The following is a 14506-nucleotide window of genomic DNA, read 5'->3' on the forward strand; positions in this document are numbered from 1 at the left end:
CCGTCGCCACGGGTGAGCCCGCCCGTCCACCGGGCCTGCGCCCGCCCGCGCCGCGGAAACGAATCGTCGTTCTCGCGGTGTTGCCGCGCGCTTCGAGAACCCCGGAGCATTCCATGAAAAACAACGCGAGTCTTCCGCTTCTCGTCTTCGCCGCCGCAGCTCTGGTGGCACCGATGGCTTCCGCCCAGACGCATGCATCGATCCTGTTCACGCGGACCAACCATCGCGCCGTGGATTCGTCGAGCGACACGATCCTGTACAGGGTCAAGCCGTCCGGCGACAACGTGGTGCAGCTGACGCCGATGACCTTCCATGTCGACTACGGTGCCGGTCGCTGGTCGCCGGGTGGTGGCAGCATCGTGTACGAGCGGGCCGAGCAGTCGCCCGGCACGGATTGGCAGTTGTTCGTGGTCAACCGGCAGGGCGGCTCTCCGCTGCAGATCACTACCGGGTCGGGCAAGCACACGCAGGCGGCCTGGGGGCCAAACGGGACCATCGCCTACATCACCAACGACAGCGGCACCAACTGCCTGGGCGCCGTCCATGCCGATGGCACCGGGCAGCGGATCGTGTTCTGCCCCTCGCGCGAGCCTTACCATCGTGGCTACAACATCATGTCCACGCCGCAATGGACGCCCAGCGGCAAGAGCGTCCTGGTCGAAGTTGGCGACTACGGTCCAGGGCTCGATCCGCAGTGGTTCTCGCGCATCTTCCGGGTCAACCTCACCACCGGCGCGGTGAAGAAGCTCACCGAGCAGATCTGGGGCGATCCGGACGGCGGTGGCGGCGGTGATGAGCAGTACGTCACGATCACGCCCGACGGCACGCACGCGGTGTATGCCGACGAGTACGGCGACCGCGTACCGATGCGGCAGATCGATCTTTCCACCGGCGCGCAAACGACGCTGCCCGCCGGAACCATGCCGCGCTATTCGAAGGACGGCAGGAAGATCGCCTTCCTCCGCGACGGACATGTGCTGGTGATGCGCGCCGACGGCGCCAACGTGCGCCCGGCGATGGCCGATCCCGGCCCGAATGCGCAGTACCGCTTCGCCGACTGGTCCAGCGACGGCAAGCACATCCTGGTCGACAAGATCGCCAATGACCGGTTCCTGCAGATCGTCTACCTGCCAACCGGCAGCGCCCGGACCGTGACCACGGGAACCGCCGAAGCCGGCGCGTGGTTCCAGCCGTAAAGACGTCCGCTCCGGGGCAGCATCCGCCACGGTGATGCCGCCCCGGGGCTTCTGGCCAGTCCCTGAACGTACCGTTGCAGCCTCTGCCAGACAGCGGCACCGCGATGGAACATCGCCGACGCCAAGGGACGCGCGAGGATCAGGTCGCGGGCCCTTGCTCCGCCTGCAGGCTGGACATCACCTTCTGCGCGCTCGCGTGGGCCTCGTCCACCGTTGCGGCGTTCACTCCCTTCCTGGCCTCCATCGCCGCTTCCTGCAACCGCGACTGGCGCGCCGCATCGGCCTTGGCGTCGACGATGGCACCCTGGCCCATCCCCTTGCAGGGGTTTTCCGCCTGCGGGTCGTAGCCCTCGCCGGACGGGCCGACCAGGCAATTGACCACGTGCTGCAGATGCGCGTGCGCCATCTTCAGGTCCGCCGCGCCCAGCGCCATGCCCGCATGCGCAGCGGCGGTGCTGGCCTCCTTGGTCGCAGCGGTCCCCGGATGCGCAAGCGCCGCCAGCGGCAAGGCGAGCGCGACCACACCTGCCATCACCCAGCGAATCGACTTCGTTGCCATGACACACCTCCGGTAAGCGGCGTACCCGCGGTGCCGGCAGCTTAGTCCGGCCGATGCATCGGCAAGTGAAGCCGCAGTGCGCGGCGAAAAGAGGAAAACAGGCGAGCACACCGGTTCCACTGCCCTTTCACCGCGCTGATGCCACAACCAGCCGCAGGACAGCCCAACGGGAGCCTGCCATGAGCGACGACCTGAACAACCGCGGCCCCGCCGACCGCACCCGCGTCAACGTGAACGAGGACTACGAAGCCCGCTACTGGGCCAACAGATGGGGTGTGAGCGAGGACGAACTGCGCGACGCGGTCAAGCGCGTGGGCGTCATGGCCGATGACGTCGAGCGCGCACTGAAGCACTGAGCCAGGCGCGCGACGGCCCCATTCGCGGCGACGCGCACCACGCTGCTGCTCACCAGCAGGATTCCAGCGACGGGTCACCCGACCTGCGCTGGCCCGCCTGCGCCTGCGGCGCCGGTCGCAGCCTGGACAGCCGCCAGAACAACACGCATCGCGCACGGTGCGCTTCAGCCTCAGCGGCACGTCCCGGCTCGCCTCGCGGATGGCCGCTCCGCCGGGCGAACGACTGACGTTACACACCCTTCTCATCTCCTGCGCGTGTACTCCAGCCGCACGGCCAGCATCTGCCGTCCACCGTGCGGCTCGTAGTACTCGTAGGTGAAGTGGTCGGCGTCCTGCACGTGCATGACTTCGCGCAGCCGGAGGGTCGCACCGGCATGGTTCGGATCGGGCACGGCGCCCGTCAGTTCATAGGTCCGGTGCGCGGGATCGTACGTCCCGCGAGCCCGGATCATCCCGGTGAAATTGACGTCCATCCAGAGGCTTTCGTACTGGTGCGTGGCCTGGTCGTAGCCGAGGTAGCCCAGGCCGCGGAATGTGCCCTTCGGCGAGTCGATACGCAGATCCTGGCGCAGGTGCCGGCCACCCAGCACTGGCGTGAGGATGGCCTCGCCGCGGTCGACCGCCGGCGGTCTGGCGGGATCGGACCACATCGATTGCCGCACATCCCAACGACCCGCCAGGGCGTTCAGTCGCGCCAGCTCGGGACCGAGGCTTTCCTGCGGCACCGGCGCGGCGGCCGACGACGCCTCGTGGGTTTGCGCCGGCGCACCCGGCGATGCCCGCCCGGCAACGGGGCCACAGGCCAACAGAGCCGCCGTGGCGATGGCGGCCGGGATGAAGAAGACGAACCTTGGGCGACTGCGCATGATGCCGTTCCAGCAAAGGGGAATCGGCAGCGTGCGGCGATGCGCCGGACGCGGCAATGACCTGGGAGGTCATGGCGCCGGACGCTGGCCTCCAACCGCCAGGCGCCGGCATACCTGCGCGGTGTATTCATCGGCAGGAAACGCGCACTCGACCCGCAGTTCTTCCAGCGTCACGTCGCGCGGCATCGAGAAGGTGGTGATGGTCTCGAAGAACCGCAACTCCCCTTCGCGGTGGCGGAAGACGAGCGTAAGCACCGGATCGAGCGGCCCGCCGGCATGCACCCTGCCGAGCGCCGGCACGTCCGGATAAAACGACACACTGTCGAGCAACTGACGCGGCAGCGGGTCGGTGGGTGCGGCGGCGATCTGCGCATGCAGGTGGTGCAGGAATTTCTCCGCCACCTCGGGCCAGTTGACAATCACGCCGCGGAAGTCGGCCGGATCGAACACTTGGTGCAACAGGTTGGCGTGGCGGCTTTCGCGGCCGTCCATCAGCAGGTGGTTGACGCGCATCGCCGCGTCGTTCGCCATCAGCACGTTCCATTGCCGGTCGAGCACGAAGGCCGGATACGGCTCCTGGTGCGCCAGGATCAGCTCCACCGCCTGGCGCATCCGCTCCAGCGCGGGAGTCGCCAGCGCGTGCTCGGGACACTCGGGCGCATAGCCGGCCGCCAGCCACAACGCATTGCGCTCGCGCAGCGGCATGTCGAGCACCGTCGCCACGCGCGCGAGCGCCTCCCTGCCCGGCCGGGCCTTGCCGGTCTCGATGCAGCTCAGGTGGCGCGCCGACACGTCCGCCGCCAGCGCCAGGTCGAGCTGGCTGAGCCGGCGCGCCGCGCGCCACTCGCGCAGCAACAGGCCAAGCGGGGGATGTGCGACCGTGTGGTTGGCAGGCATGTCGCGTTCCTTGACAGTCGGAGCTGCGCATCATGCAGGCAAAAAGCAGCGTCTGTGGCTGACTCGGGCTCAACGCCGTCTTGCGCCGAGGACAGGAGCGACCCGCGGCCACCTGACACCGGCAGCGCCCGTTCCTGGCTCTCAACCGGACTTCCGCTTTCTGCTTGCGAACCACGTCGCGTAGGGGGTGTTCTTCACCAGGTGGCGATTGAGGTCGGGCGCCCCGTCGCTCCACCACACGGGCCCCCGCTCGCCGAGAGCCACCTTGGCTTCGTCGACCGCCCTCCCCGCCCGCGCAAGCGCTTCGCCATCCTGCGATCGCCGCGCCTCACCCACCGCACGGCGCGCGGCCATGAGGCGACGGACCCATGCCGCCCGCACCTCGGGCGCCAGCGCGGGGTTGGCCGCCCGCCACAGCCGGCCACGAACCACCAGGTAACGCCCATCGGGTGTCAGGGGATGTTTCATGGGAGCCCGTTAGCACAGCGACCGCGATGACCCGGTCGCGCCCGAGGTCGCGGCCCCCAAGGGGGCTACAATCCGGACCCCGACAAGCCGCACCGCCCTCCCCATGCGCAATCCCCTGCAGGAACAGTTGCTGAAAGCCGGCCTGGTCAACAAGTCCAAGGTCAACCAGGTAGCGCGCGAGCAATCGAAGCAGCGGCAGGGAAAAGCGCCGGCCGCACCGAGTCCCGAGCAGGTCGAGGCGCAACGGCTGCAGGCGGAACGCGCCGAGCGCGACCGCGCGCTCGCGGCCGAGCGCAACGCCCAGGCGCGCGCCGCCGAACAGCGCGCCCAGGCGCGGCAGCTGATCGATACGCACAAGGTGGAGCGCGGCGGTGACATCACTTACCGCTTTACCGACGGCGACCACATCACCAGCGTACGGGTCGACCCGCGGCTTCGCGCGCAACTGGCCAGTGGCGCGCTCGTGATCGTGCGGCATGGCGACGGCTACGAACTGGTCCCGCGAGCCGCGGCCGACAGGATCCACGAACGTGATCCGACCCTGATCGTGCTCGACCACGGCCGCACGGAGGCGGCGCCCACCGCTGGCGACGACGATGCCTACTATCAGCAATTCCCTGTGCCTGACGACCTGATCTGGTAGCCGCACGCGACGAGAACCATCGGGCCTGTCGCACCCGCCGGTGCAATCGGCCGCCCGGCCGCGCAGAGCGTCCGCAAAAATCACGGGTTTCTTCAAGCAGACGGCGCCGTGTTATGCGCCGCCGTGACGAACGAAAATCTAACGTCTGCGATCGCAGGGGCTCATGGAGCATTCCCTATGAAACTCGCAGCGCTGGCGCGCCGCATGGCGGCGCTATTGATCGTTCCTGTTGCGGCATCCGCGGCCCAGGAACCGACGTTCGAGCCTCCCATCGTCGGCAGCACGATGGCCACCGTCATGCCGCACGTACCGTCCGCCGCCGGTGATCCGTGCATCGTGACGCTTTTTCAGGACCAGCCGGTCGGCGAAGCCATCGACTCGACCCCGATCGTCGGGCAGGTCAGGTACAACTACACTCCGCCGCCCGGTTGCCAGGGTCCGTGGGCCAAGGTCGTGCTCAAGGTGGACGTCACCGAAAGCGGCACCGGTCCTTACTACGATTCTTCCAAGGTGTACGTGCGTCTTGGCGGCGTCGACCTGTTCGAGGGATCGATGACCAAGCTGGGTACGCATCCGACCTGGCAAGGCGAGCGCGACATCACCGACCTTTCAGCCCTGCTGGCCGAGGCACACAAGGGCCAGTTCGCCCTCATCCCGGAGACGGACATGTGGCCGGGCAACAGTCAGAACGCCTCGGCGACGCTGAGCGCGCGCGTGTATTTCTATCGCGCCTCGGTCGCCACGCCGGCGCAGAAGGTGCCCGATGCCGTATTCCGGGTCATTCCGCAGGATGGACAAGTCACGCTTCCGCACAACATCGTTCGCGCTTACCTGGACATCTACAACCAGGAAGCGCGCTGGTACACCTGCGTGCCGGACCAGGAGCTGTACCCCCAGTCGCCGTTCTGGAGTCCCCTGGCAATGGGCGGCGAAACGAAGTCCGGCATATCCGTTCCCGGCCAGGGCTGTGGCGGCGGCAGCTTCGCGCAGATCGAAGTAAGCATCGACGGCACGCCCGCCGGTGTCGCGCCTGTGTTCCCGCTGCTATCGGCTGATCTGAACTTCTATTACGCCAACACCGCGAATGCACCCGAGCAGCCGCCCCAGATGCTCGCCTACACGCCCTACCGCGTCGACCTGACGCCCTTTGCGGCCATCCTCAACGAAGCGGGAGAACACTCCATCTCGCTGAGTCGACCGGCAAATGCGTACCTGCTGCTTTACCAGGACAAGGGGTCCAACCACGTCAGCGGCGCAGTGACGCTCAATACGCTGGCCGGTTCCGCCAGCGCCCCAACCGTGGTCGATGGACTGCAGACAAACGACGACGTGCGCTCGGGCGACGTCACTACCCGGCTGGATCGGGACTTCCGCATAAAAGGTTTCGTGATGACCTCGCACGGGCGCGTAGATTCCTCCGTCCACCAGACCAGCCACTTCAGCAACACGCAGCAGTTTTTCGTGGACGGGCTGGTCTTTCCCAACTACCGGCATTACCGCCAGCACCTGTGGATCGACAGTTCAACCCAGCAGCACAGCCGCCGGCTGCGAGGGAACAGCGTGCTGGATGACGATGTCCTCACCGCCTCGTACCCGCTCGACCTTCTGTACGACATGGACGGGTACGTCTTCGAGGACGAGGTGATGTTGGTCCAGCCATCGAAGGGAAGCGCCACTGTCGCGCAGCAGCGCAACCTGGATGCGACGTACCAGCACCACGGCTTCGGCACCTACACCAGCCGCGTACGGGAGAGCTTCAACTCCAGCCGTACCCACGACATCCTCCATCAGCAGGACAGCAACTGGCAGAGCCAGGCGCAATACCGCTTCACCGACAGCCAGGGAAGCTGCTACCAGTCGGCCATGACGGCGCTCGATGGCGCGGTGGCGACACAGGCGCGCGGCGTCGGTTGCGGCGACCACAACCACGTGCGCTGGCATGCCCATTCCGACGGCTCGCCTGACAGCCTCGGCTGGACGCACTGATTCCGCCCCCACGAGGCGCCCGCCAGGGCGCCTCTTTTCGGTGGCCACCTGACGATGCGGAGCGTTCAGGTCCCTGTGAATGCCGAGCACGAGACGCGCGGGTTCCACATCGAGAACACCCCCGCCGGGTTGTACTTCCACGCCCACACGTGGAGGCTGTAGTGCGCCGGCAGGCGGAAGCGGTTGGGCATGTCGGTGTGGTCGAACAACTGGCCCATCAGCAACGGCGGCGATCCATCCGCATGCGCGCCGTCCCATACGTCGGCGAGCGCCAGGTATTCGACGGCGACCAGTCGCGCCCCGCCACCGTGTAGCGGCTCATAGACCAGCAACTCCGGATGTGCGACGTCCACCATGCCGTCGCCGAGCAGGCTGGCCTTGAGGTAATGCAGACCCATCGCGCCCATGTCCGGGCCGCTGACGCAGCCGAGCACCGGGGTATAGCCGTCGGCTTCGGCTTGCGAGACGTCACGGTATCGCGCGGTGGCGTCACGTACCGCCTGCACCAGCGGACCCGCACGGTGGTGCATGAAATTCCATGCTGCGTCCTGCTCCGATTGCGGTGCTGCCGCCGCGGCCGCCGACGCCATGGCGAGCAATGCCGCGCCAATGAAGCCGGTCAGGATCGGGTCGATTCGACGTTTCATGAGTGTTCTCCGAGAGCGATGCGATTGGCCCGCCGTAGCGCTGGCTTTGCGATCCGGCACAGACGCGGGCAAAAAAAGAGGAACACCGCTCCTCAGGAAATTGCGACATGCGAAAAGACCGCAGAGAGCGCTTCGGAACGCAGCACGCGGCACCCCATGAACCGGTCGAATCTCCGCCTTTACCTGCCTTCATCGGGCAGCCGCGGCTCAAACCCGGACGCCGCAAGAACTTTCGCAAGCAGACCGGACGTTGTTATGCGCACCCGTGACAAACGCCCTCCTAACATCCCGCGCCGCAGGGGTTCAGGGAGAATTCATCATGAAAAACCTGACAGTCGCTTGCGGCCTGGTCGCCGCCTCGCTGCTCCCCGTTACCGCCACGCCCGCCTCCCCGGCAAGCCCGACCACGCTCGCCCCGCAGCAGGTGGGCTCGACGAACGCCGTCACGGTCGAGCCCCACCTTCCCGTTCCCGCGGGCGAACCGTGCGTCGTGAACCTCATTCAGGACGAAACCAACTCCACCCACTACACCTACATGCCGCCTCCCGGCTGCCGGGGACCGTGGGCGAAGGTGGTGTTGAAAGTGAACGTCACCGAGCGCGGCGGGGAGAGTTCGACCAAGGCGGACCTGCGCCTCGGGGGCTTCACCATTTACGAGGCGACGCTTCCCAAGTCGGCGGCCACCTCGAGCTGGGAAGTCGAGCGTGACCTGACCGATTTCACTGTGCTGCTGGAAGAGGCGCACAACGGACAGGTGATCATCGGCCCGGACCAGGACATCTGGTACAACGACGTGCCCACCGCGGACGAGGTGAGCCTGGGCGCGCAACTGCTGTTCTATCGCGCCACCTCGTCGCATCCCGCGCCGAAAACACCCGATGCGCTCTATCGCATCCCGCCTGCGCCGGACACCCTGCCCACGCTTCCACGCAACATCGACCGCGCCTATCTGGACGTCTACAACGAACAACCCTGGTGGTTCACTTGCGTTACCGACCAGGAGGCCCACAACTCGGGCCTGCCCTTCATCTCCTCGCTGGCGATGGGCGCCGAAGTAAAGACCGGCATCAGCTCCCCCTGGGAAGGCTGTGACGGCGGCAGCTTCGCGGAAATGCTCGTCCGGGTGGACGGCAGCGCGGCCGGCATCGTTCCGGTGTTCCCCGTGCTGTCGGCGAACCTGAGCTGGTATTTCGGACACACGATCAACGCGCCGGCGCAGCCGCCCCAGATGATCAACCACATTCCCTACCGCCTGGACCTGACCCCGTTCTCGCCAAGGCTCGACGCTGCGGGCCGGCATCGCATCGAGCTCAGCCGGCCGGCGGACGCCACTCTGTTCGTCTACCTCGACAAGGGCACCACGATGGTCAGCGGCCTGGTGACGCGCAACACCCTCAATACACCGGCCTATCCGCTCATCGACGACACCATCAACAGGAATGCCGACACCGGAACGGCGACCGTCTCGACCAGCCTGGATCGCGACTACACGATCGAGGGCTACATGAACACGTCGCGCGGGCGCGTCGACCTGAGCGTCCACCAGACCAGCCACTTCCTCAACCGCCAGGAGTTCTACTTCGACGGCCTGCAATATCCGGAATACCGGCACTACCGGCAGCACCTGTGGCTGGAGAGCCAGACGCAGCAGCACAGCGTGCGCACGCGCGCAGGTACCGTGCTGGACGACATGACGCTGACCGCCTCATACCCGCTCGAAGTGCTCTGGGACGCCGCCGGTCACGTCGAGGTGGGTGACGCCCCCGAGGCCCTGCCGACGCTCGAAAGCGCCAGCGTCGACCAGCACTGGAACCTCGATACGGTGCACATCCGCAACGGCTTCGCGCCCTACACCAGCCGCGTGCGCGAGGACTTCTCCTCCAGCCACGCGCGCGACCTGCTCACGCATCAGGACAGCAACTGGCAGAGCCAGGCGCAATACCTCTTCGACGACAGCCTGGGAAGCTGCTACCAGGCGGCGCTGACCACCTCCAACGGTGCGGTGGCGACCGAGAACCAGGGCGTCGGCTGCCCCAACGGTCAGAACCACGTGCGCTGGCGCGCCCATCCCGACGGTTCGCCCGACAGCCTCGGCTGGACGCATTGACCTGAAGAACGAGGCGCCCACCCGGGCGCCTCGTTCCATGCATCGACCGGCTGGGCAAAACCCGTCGGCGTGCCGCCCTGTGGACACGCGTCAGCTTCCGCCGACGGGGCAGACCGGCGCGCCATTGCGCGTCTGTGCCGCATGGAATTCGACCAGCATGCCCAGGTCCTCTCTGGACGGCGCCAGGAACGATCGCCCGAAAAGGCCGTCGTAGGCCGCCACGTCGGTTTCGTAGCCGCGCGCCACCCGGCGACGTGCCAGGTCCACATCCATCACGGACACGTCCACGCCAATCACCTGCGACCCGCCGGTCCGCAGGGCGTCCGCGGCGATGCCCTCGCCGTCCGGCTGCAGCGCCAACAGGCGCTTGCCATCAACCGGGATGCAGTATCCGCGCGCAGCCAGCTGCGGGAAGCGGATCGGCGTGGCGCCGGCGAAGCCCATCCGCGCCAGTCGATCCCGGTCGGCGCCCGCATCGGCCGACAGCAGCCAGAACGCGGTCACCGCTTGCGCGCCGTTGGGGTGCCGGCGCGCCACCTGCGTATCGGCCTCCCGGGCCGGCGTCGCGCGCAGCACCGCGTAATCGATGAAGAACAGATGGCTCGACAGCGGGTCGCGCTGGAACGCGAACAGCCGCCAGCGCGGCGGAGCGCCCGGGCCATCACCGTCGGGATCGTCCGCCGATGCCGAGAACACGTCCGTTGGCGCAAAGCCTCCAGCGGCCAGTTGCTCGCGTCGCAGTTCGAGCGCATGCGTGCGCAACCCGAACGTCCTCGCCCCTGCCCCGCCGTGAAGCGACGCCTGGTCGGCAAGCATTCCCGGGTCCATGGCCGCATCGGAGCGCGTGATCCCCAGCAACTCGATATAGCTCCCGTCCGCCATGCGGATGTAGCGGTTGGCCACGCCCGTGGGGTTTCGTCCCGGCACCACCTGGAATCCGAGCCGTGCCGTCATCACGGAGGTGACCTGGTCGATGCTTCGGCCCCAGAGCAGCACATGGTCCAGCATGGCGAGCGCGGCAGGCGGCGATGCCGGCGACGCGAACGTGGCCGGACAGCACGCGGCCAGCAGCGCGAACAGAAAGGTCATACGAAGGGAAAAACGCACGGCGCACGATTCCTTGCAGGGTCGGGAGCACCAACCTGCCCGCCGCGACGGTGCCGGGCAATGACCTCGCAGGTCATGGGCGGCAGATGCGCGCTCCCAGGTGACGCGCGCCGAAACCGGCAGCGGTGAAACGGGCGCAGCGCCACCCGTGACGCGCGCTATCGAAGGGACACCAGCAGCGCAATCGCCCAGTACAGGCCGATCCCCATCTGCACGGCGAAGGCGCTGAAGCGGATCGTCACGGCCACGGGGCCGACCGATACCAGGTGCACGAGCGACTGGAAGATGCGCGCGCCGAGAAAAAGGTAGGCCAGCGGGTCGGTGATGGCCGAACGCCCGGTAGCGATGGCCACGAGCAGCAGGCCACCGAAGACCGGCAGGCCTTCGACGCCGTTGGCATGCGCCCTGGCCAGCCGTTGCATGAAAGGCGACAGGCCTGCGTTGTCGGGAGTGAACCGGTCGGCGCGCACCTTGCCCCGCAGCACGAGCTGCGAGCGGATGACCTCCATGAGCACAAGCAGCAACAAGGTCCAGGTGATGAAGCCGGCAAGCGCGATCGTGCTGGACGACGTGGTCATGGCACTCTCCTGGAAGCAGACAGGGGTTCACGCTGCGAACCGGCGCGCCGGCCCGCGTCGCCCGGGGCCTCCGCGCCAACGGAGGGCCTCGGGCAGGCAACCGGCGAGGTGGTCATGCACGCCCCTCCGGTTGCCACTCGCCTTTCTTACTCCAGATCGCCCAGCAGGGCGTCCTCGCGCGGCGCGGCCAGCCAGCCGGCAATGTCCTCACCCAGCGCCTTGACCGAACGGCCGAGCACCGAGCATGAACCCTTGAACCCGCCGAACGCGCCGCCCATCGAATTGCGCCGCCCCTTGAAGCTGCCGGCGAGCTTGCCGTCGCGGTAAAGCTTGCCCTTGACCGTCACCGACTTGTGGTGGCCCAGGAACGCGTTGCCTTCGGACACGACGTCGGTGATCTCCATGACCAGCGACTGGCCCGGCGAGGTCGCGGTGACCTGCGGGGCGAAGTCGACGGTCATCCCCTTCTCGCGCGCGTACTGCGCCACGAAATCCGAAAGTTGCTCGTCCAGCTTGCATTCGCGCTTGACGGCGCCCGGCACGTCGGCGTCCTCGTTGAAAGGCACCGGCCGCTGCACATGCACGGCATCGGCGGCCTGTGCCGCCTGCAGCATGCCGAAGGCCAGCAGCGCGGCCGTCATGATCTTCCTCATCGTGTCATTCCCTCGATCCGGCCCTCTTGGCCGGCGCGAAGTATGCCCAAATGACCAGGTGCCGGGCCACGTGCGTGCCCGTATGGACTTCCTCGCGCCCGAACGGGCGTCACACGAACGAGGTCCGCCTGGGGCGTCCTCCGGCGCCATGGCGCCGTCCGGGCCCTTGCCACGCCTCACATAAGACTTCGTAAGAGTTCTTGAGGCGGGCATCAAGCTTCCACCCCGCCGTTCGCGATCCCATGCGTGCCTTGTGGAGGACAAGCGGGGACAGCCATGAATACACGCGATCAAGTGGTGCGGTTTCTCAAGGGAAACGCCGCCATCACCGCAGTGAACTTCAAGTTTCGCGGGTACAAGATCTGGCCAGGCGCCTATCGCACGGATGTCGCCGACGCCGTCGCCCGCGGCGACATCAAGATCGGCTCGGCGGTGAACAAGGACGCGGCCGCGTCGTATCGACAGGATCAGGACCGGCTGGAAATCGCACCGACGGCCAATTTCTCCTCGACGCACGACCAGGGCCTGATCCTGCACGAATGCACGCACGCGATCCTGGACATGCGCGCCATCGGCACGCATTCCGGCTTCGAGGACGAGGCGGTCGCGTACCTTGCGCAAGCCTTCTTCCTGACCCGCACCCTGGGCGATGCCCGCGCCACGCCCGACATTCCCGTGCCGTTGAGCGAAAACACCAAGAACGGCAGCGGCATCTACCGCGAAGCCAAACGCATTGCGGCCAAGGCCTTGCGCACCGGCGCGTACGGCATCGAAGAGAAGGACGCCGCCAACCTGGTGCTGCTGGTAACCCGGCATCCCCATTACCAGGACGCTGGCGAGTACCCCTCCAACCGTTTCAGGCGGACGTTCCTGAATAACCTGGTGCGGTAAGCCCGTCGTCCGCCTGGCCAGCGCGAGGCGCCGGACGACGATCACCCCGCGCCGTCCGCCGGAATCACGGCGCCGACTGCACCTGTTCGCCATCCACCGCACGCTTGATGTCGGCAACAAACGCGCGACGTGCCGCCACCAGCGCCTTGCTGGTGGCTTGCGGCCACGCAGCGACCTGGGCGATCACCAGCTTGCGCGCAGGGTCGACGTACACCATCTGGCCGAAGATGCCGATCGCCGCATAGCTGCCGTCGGTGTCGGTCCACCACAGATAGCCGTAGCCGCGATCCGGCTCGTCGACACCGGTCTGCTGCCGCACGGCGCCCTGCAGCCATGCGCTGGCGATCACCGGCTTGCCGTCGATGCGACCGCCGCCAAGCATGAACTGCCCCAGCCGCGCGTAATCGGCCAGCGTGGCGGACAGGCCGCTGCCGCCCGTATCGCTGCCATCGCACTCGTCCTTGATCCAGTACGCATCGTCAGCCATGCCGTAGGGCTGCCAGATCGTCTGCGCGAGATAGGCGGCCAACGACCGGTGCGTGGCCCGCTGCACCAGGATGCCGAGCAAGTCGGTCTCGGCGGTGTTGTAGTTCCAGTGCGTGCCGGCCGGCCATTGCCGCGGGAGTCTGGCCAGGTACGACAACACGTGCGCGCGGCCATCGACACAGGCGCCAAGGTACATCTGCGCCACGTCGGACCTGGCGTCGGCGTAATCCTCATTCCAGCGCACGCCGGAGGTCATCGTCAGCAACTGCTGCACGGTAACGTTCTCGTACGCGCTATCGCGCAGCTCCGGGATGTAGGTGCCCAGGGTGTCGTCCATGCTGCGGATATGGCCCTGTTGCAGGGCGATCCCGAGCAGGGTCGAGGTCACCGACTTGGCCACCGAGAACGACGTCCAGCGCTGCTGCGGGCCGAAGCCTTGCGCATAGCGCTGCAGGCGCACCTTCCCATCCTGCAGCACCATCACGCCCGCGATGTGGTAACGCCGCATGTAGCCGGCGAGCCAGGCCGGCGTGTCCTTTCCTTCCACCGAGAGCGGCCGCCCCTGTGGCAGGGCGTGGACATGCGCGCCATGCGCGGCCCGGTCGCTCGGGAACATCTCGTACATCCGCGGGAAACGCGCCTCGCGCTGCGCCTGGCTCCAGAACAGCACGCCCTCGCGTTGCTGCCCGATGGTCTGGGCGCCCTGGTCCGCGATCGACGGGAGCGAAACGGCAAGGCAAAGGATGCCTGCGAACAGGCGGACGAGGCGGTTCAAGGACATGGAGGAAGGCCAACGCGATGCAGGGTCCGCCATTTTACGGCTGACTGGACTTCTCCAAGGGACTGGGTCGCGGAAACGGGAGTTCACCGACCCCGGGCTCCGACCGCCACGGTCGGGGAGAAGGCCCGCTGAACCCCCTGCCACCGCCCCCCACCCGGCCTTTCGCCGGGGTTCGCTCCCTAAAGAAACCGGCAGCAACGCCGATGCAACGGGTGCGACCCATGACGCCACATCCGGGTCGTTTTCCTCGATGCCCGCCAGTATTCCCGAACCATGTCGATCGCC

At 67.2% G+C, this 14506-nt stretch carries 15 protein-coding genes; 6 read left to right on the forward strand and 9 right to left on the reverse strand.

The genetic code is table 11. The features are described from left to right. The first annotated feature begins 113 nt into the window (after positions 1 to 113). Positions 114 to 1196: a TolB family protein gene (locus tag ACFWZ3_RS06910; RefSeq protein WP_439707001.1), complete on the forward strand. Its 1083-nt coding sequence runs from the start codon at positions 114 to 116 to the stop codon at positions 1194 to 1196. Between the two features lie 139 nt (positions 1197 to 1335). On the opposite strand, the gene ACFWZ3_RS06915 is transcribed toward ACFWZ3_RS06910, so the two are convergent. After that, a complete protein-coding gene (locus tag ACFWZ3_RS06915; RefSeq protein WP_439707002.1) occupies positions 1336 to 1755 on the reverse strand; it encodes a hypothetical protein in 420 nt (139 codons plus the stop codon). A gap of 179 nt (positions 1756 to 1934) precedes the next feature. On the opposite strand from ACFWZ3_RS06915, the gene ACFWZ3_RS06920 reads away from it, so the two are divergent. Further along, entirely contained in the window at positions 1935 to 2111 is a 177-nt protein-coding gene (locus ACFWZ3_RS06920; protein ID WP_439707003.1) for a DUF3606 domain-containing protein, read from the forward strand. Positions 2112 to 2353: 242 nt separating this feature from the next. Here ACFWZ3_RS06920 and ACFWZ3_RS06925 read toward each other — a convergent pair whose 3' ends face one another. The 3 genes from ACFWZ3_RS06925 to ACFWZ3_RS06935 form a co-directional block, all read right to left on the reverse strand. Further along, positions 2354 to 2977 carry a DUF1579 family protein gene (locus ACFWZ3_RS06925; protein WP_439707004.1) on the reverse strand — a complete coding sequence of 208 codons (624 nt, stop codon included), beginning with the start codon at positions 2975 to 2977 and terminating at the stop codon, positions 2354 to 2356. 69 nt (positions 2978 to 3046) lie between these two features. Continuing rightward, positions 3047 to 3874, reverse strand: coding sequence for a helix-turn-helix domain-containing protein (locus ACFWZ3_RS06930; protein ID WP_439707005.1), 828 nt, complete (start codon positions 3872 to 3874; stop codon positions 3047 to 3049). 141 nt (positions 3875 to 4015) lie between these two features. Further along, positions 4016 to 4342, reverse strand: a complete 327-nt coding sequence (locus tag ACFWZ3_RS06935; protein ID WP_439707006.1) for a hypothetical protein — start codon at positions 4340 to 4342, stop codon at positions 4016 to 4018. 103 nt (positions 4343 to 4445) lie between these two features. On the opposite strand from ACFWZ3_RS06935, the gene ACFWZ3_RS06940 reads away from it, so the two are divergent. Beyond that, positions 4446 to 4985 (forward strand): DUF2058 domain-containing protein, encoded by a 540-nt coding sequence (locus ACFWZ3_RS06940; RefSeq protein ID WP_439707007.1) that lies wholly within the window; start codon positions 4446 to 4448, stop codon positions 4983 to 4985. Between the two features lie 177 nt (positions 4986 to 5162). Continuing rightward, positions 5163 to 6971: a peptide-N4-asparagine amidase gene (locus ACFWZ3_RS06945; protein WP_439707008.1), complete on the forward strand. Its 1809-nt coding sequence runs from the start codon at positions 5163 to 5165 to the stop codon at positions 6969 to 6971. Between the two features lie 65 nt (positions 6972 to 7036). On the opposite strand, the gene ACFWZ3_RS06950 is transcribed toward ACFWZ3_RS06945, so the two are convergent. Further along, positions 7037 to 7618 (reverse strand): hypothetical protein, encoded by a 582-nt coding sequence (locus tag ACFWZ3_RS06950; protein ID WP_439707009.1) that lies wholly within the window; start codon positions 7616 to 7618, stop codon positions 7037 to 7039. A 319-nt stretch (positions 7619 to 7937) separates the two neighbouring features. On the opposite strand from ACFWZ3_RS06950, the gene ACFWZ3_RS06955 reads away from it, so the two are divergent. Next, the gene (locus ACFWZ3_RS06955; RefSeq protein ID WP_439707010.1) at positions 7938 to 9725 is read left to right on the forward strand and encodes a hypothetical protein; all 1788 of its coding nucleotides are present in this window, start codon (positions 7938 to 7940) and stop codon (positions 9723 to 9725) included. Positions 9726 to 9815: 90 nt separating this feature from the next. Here the strand turns inward: ACFWZ3_RS06955 and ACFWZ3_RS06960 are convergent, their stop codons facing one another. From ACFWZ3_RS06960 to ACFWZ3_RS06970, 3 genes are all read right to left on the reverse strand, one after another. After that, complete coding sequence (locus ACFWZ3_RS06960; RefSeq protein WP_439707011.1) at positions 9816 to 10832, reverse strand: VOC family protein; 1017 nt, start codon at positions 10830 to 10832, stop codon at positions 9816 to 9818. A gap of 158 nt (positions 10833 to 10990) precedes the next feature. After that, entirely contained in the window at positions 10991 to 11410 is a 420-nt protein-coding gene (locus tag ACFWZ3_RS06965) for an MAPEG family protein (RefSeq protein WP_439707012.1), read from the reverse strand. Between the two features lie 146 nt (positions 11411 to 11556). Continuing rightward, the gene (locus tag ACFWZ3_RS06970; RefSeq protein ID WP_439707013.1) at positions 11557 to 12063 is read right to left on the reverse strand and encodes a hypothetical protein; all 507 of its coding nucleotides are present in this window, start codon (positions 12061 to 12063) and stop codon (positions 11557 to 11559) included. Positions 12064 to 12339: 276 nt separating this feature from the next. Here ACFWZ3_RS06970 and ACFWZ3_RS06975 point away from each other — a divergent pair, with 276 nt between their 5' ends. Continuing rightward, the gene (locus ACFWZ3_RS06975; protein ID WP_439707014.1) at positions 12340 to 12954 is read left to right on the forward strand and encodes a hypothetical protein; all 615 of its coding nucleotides are present in this window, start codon (positions 12340 to 12342) and stop codon (positions 12952 to 12954) included. Between the two features lie 64 nt (positions 12955 to 13018). Here ACFWZ3_RS06975 and ACFWZ3_RS06980 read toward each other — a convergent pair whose 3' ends face one another. Beyond that, entirely contained in the window at positions 13019 to 14221 is a 1203-nt protein-coding gene (locus ACFWZ3_RS06980) for a serine hydrolase domain-containing protein (protein ID WP_439707015.1), read from the reverse strand. Between the last annotated feature and the right edge of the window lie 285 nt (positions 14222 to 14506).

Source organism: Frateuria sp. GZRR35 (genome assembly GCF_051900415.1).
In the GTDB taxonomy this organism is placed as follows: Bacteria; Pseudomonadota; Gammaproteobacteria; order Xanthomonadales; family Rhodanobacteraceae; genus Frateuria_A.